The organism is Streptomyces sp. NPDC057654, assembly GCF_042800135.1.
Lineage (GTDB): Bacteria > Actinomycetota > Actinomycetes > Streptomycetales > Streptomycetaceae > Streptomyces.
Genome location: NZ_JBHVHQ010001138.1, coordinates 1 through 2,215, shown reverse-complemented (window position 1 = coordinate 2,215; position 2,215 = coordinate 1). Strand labels below are relative to the sequence as shown.

The 2,215-nt window shown below is 71.9% G+C and carries 3 protein-coding genes and 1 pseudogene; 2 read left to right on the top strand and 2 right to left on the bottom strand.

All coding sequences use genetic code 11. The annotated features are described in order from the left end of the window. Together ACFU99_RS41345 and ACFU99_RS41340 are read left to right on the top strand one after the other, a co-directional pair. Nucleotides 1–346, top strand: a pseudogene (locus ACFU99_RS41345) (hypothetical protein); the annotation flags it as partial. 122 nt (nt 347–468) lie between these two features. Beyond that, nucleotides 469–1,206 carry a DUF6796 family protein gene (locus tag ACFU99_RS41340; protein WP_384403267.1) on the top strand — a complete coding sequence of 246 codons (738 nt, stop codon included), beginning with the start codon at nt 469–471 and terminating at the stop codon, nt 1,204–1,206. Here the strand turns inward: ACFU99_RS41340 and ACFU99_RS41335 are convergent. After that, nucleotides 1,203–1,676 (bottom strand): DinB family protein, encoded by a 474-nt coding sequence (locus ACFU99_RS41335; RefSeq protein WP_384403264.1) that lies wholly within the window; start codon nt 1,674–1,676, stop codon nt 1,203–1,205. The two genes, ACFU99_RS41340 and ACFU99_RS41335, sit on opposite strands and share 4 nt — an antisense overlap. Before the next feature lie 62 nt (nt 1,677–1,738). Further along, a partial coding sequence (locus tag ACFU99_RS41330; RefSeq protein ID WP_384403261.1) for a class I SAM-dependent methyltransferase occupies nt 1,739–2,215 on the bottom strand: 477 nt, incomplete at its 5' end.

The following is a 2,215-nucleotide window of genomic DNA, read 5'->3' as shown; positions in this document are numbered from 1 at the left end:
GGGTAAGCGCACCCTGCAAGCGCTCTGCGCGCACTACGGCGTGCCGCTCGACGACGCGCACCACGCGGAGGCCGACGCGGTGGCCGCCGCCCGCACGGCACGGCGCGTGGGCGAGACGTACGCGCCGGTGGGCTCGATGCCGCTGCCCGATCTGTACGAACTCCAAGTCGCGGCGGCGGCCGAGCAGTCCGCCTCCTTGCAGAGCTACCTGCGCCGCACGTCGAACCCCACGGCGTACATCGAGCCGGCCTGGCCGGTGATCCCGAACGACGCTCGCGCCGAGGCGGGTGCTGGGGCCGCTTCGATACCCGCTCAGCGGGCGGGCGGTCATCCTCGGGTGAGCTGACGACGGCCGTACGAACTCCCTGTACCGCACATGTTTAGTTAGGTTAGGCTAACCAAACTTTGATCATTGTGCCGGGCGTGTGCCGGACGCGCGTCGGCGGTATGCGGATGGGTGGGGACGGGATGAGACTGGTGCGGGCCGCCGGGATCGCGGGTGTTCTGGCGTCGATCGCCTGGCTGATCGGGGACATCCTGCTGCTGGGCGAGCCGATGACGTCGGCCGCCGACCACCCCTTGCTGAACGATTACAGCGGAACGGCCGGCGACTCGCTGGCCGCGATGCTGTCGGCCTCCACCTCGCGACTGGCGTGGGGAGCACTGCTCGGCGTACTGACCGGACCGCTGTACCTCGTCGCGTGCTGGCACCTGTACCAGGGCCTCCGCCCGGCGCGCCGACTGCTCTCCCTGCCCCCGTTCCTGCTGCTGACCGCGGGCTTCGCCCTCGCCCCCTTCGCCCACGGCTCGTTCTACTACTGGGGCCAGGCGGCAAAGGCGGTCGACGCCTCCGGCGCGCGCTCGGCCGCCCTGACCGGACTGCCGGGCGACATGGCGGACGTCCTGATGATCCCGTACGCGGTGCTGCTGGCGTGCTGGGTGCTGGGGTCCGTATGGATGGCTGTCTGCGTGCTCCGGGGCTCCACCGCGTTCCCCCGGTGGATGTTCGTGGTGAACCCGCTGATCTTCCTGCCGCTCGGGGGGCTGATAGCGGCAGTGCTGCCGGGTGCGGTGGGGACCGCGGTCCAGGGGGCGCAGCTGAGCATCGGCAATCTGCTGATGTTCACGGTGTCGACCATCGCGCTGTGGAAGGTGCGGACGGGAGTGGGCAGGGGCCGTCCGGTGCCGGACGGCGGCGCTGGCTAACGCCCGGTGGAGCCGTCGATGAGTTCGCGCAGGATGTCCGCGTGGCCCGCGTGGCGGCCGGTCTCCTCGATCATGTGGGTCAGAGCCCAGCGAACGCTCGGCGCCGACCCGGAACGCCCCGGCCGGGGGAGCGGTGCGCCGAGGTCGGCGCACCCGTCGAGTACCTCGTTCGCCCGGTCCACGGCCGCCCGGTAGCGGGCGACGGCATCGGCGACGCTCTCCTCGGGGACGGGCCGGAGCGTCGCCTGCCAGTCGGTGACCTTCTCGCCCGTGAACATGGCGCTCTCGACGGCGGTCAGATGGCTGATCAGGCCGAGCAGGGTCGTGCCCGAAGGCACCGCCGACGTACGCGCCTCCGGCTCCGGAGCCCCTGTCACCTTCCCGGCGAACGAGACGCGCAGATAGTCGAGGAAGCCGCGCAGAACGTCGGCTTCGCTGTTGGCGGTACGGGGCGGAGGGGTGTCGGACATGGTGTGCTCCAGTGCGGTGTTCGTACGGTCCTTGCCGGGGGGCGGGCGGTGTCAGACGGGTGTTATCGGACCTCGCGGCGGATGAGCAGCACGTGGTCGACGACCTCGGCGGTGCTCCCGTCGGGCCCGGTCGCGATCCGGCGCGGCGAGTCGGCGCGTTCGACGGTCCATTGCTCAGGGGAGAGGCGCATCGGTTCCACGACCTCCCGAGGGGTCGGGTACCGCACGTCCGGGTCCTGGTTCCAGGACCAGGGGGCCGTCGATCCGTGATCGACCACCAGGAGCCGGCCGCCGGGGCGCAGCAGCTCGGCGGCGGAGCGGAGGATGGCCGTCCGGTCCATGTCGTACGGGGCGTGGAAGTAGTGGGCGGTGACGAGATCGAGCCGCAGCTCGGGCAGCGAGGCGCGCGCGTCGTGCTGCTGGGCGGTGATCCGCTCGCCCAGGCCGCGCGAGCGGGCCAGTTCGGTCAGGCGCGAGGTCGCCACGGCCGACACGTCGAGGGCCGTGACCCGCCAGCCCCGCCCCGCGAGCCCCAGCGC

Bases quoted from the DNA above. Each gene is read 5' to 3' on its own strand.
- ACFU99_RS41340 (WP_384403267.1), top strand. From the start codon at position 469: ATGAGACTGGTGCGGGCCGCCGGGATCGCGGGTGTTCTGGCGTCGATC.
- ACFU99_RS41335 (WP_384403264.1), bottom strand. From the start codon at position 1,676: ATGTCCGACACCCCTCCGCCCCGTACCGCCAACAGCGAAGCCGACGTT.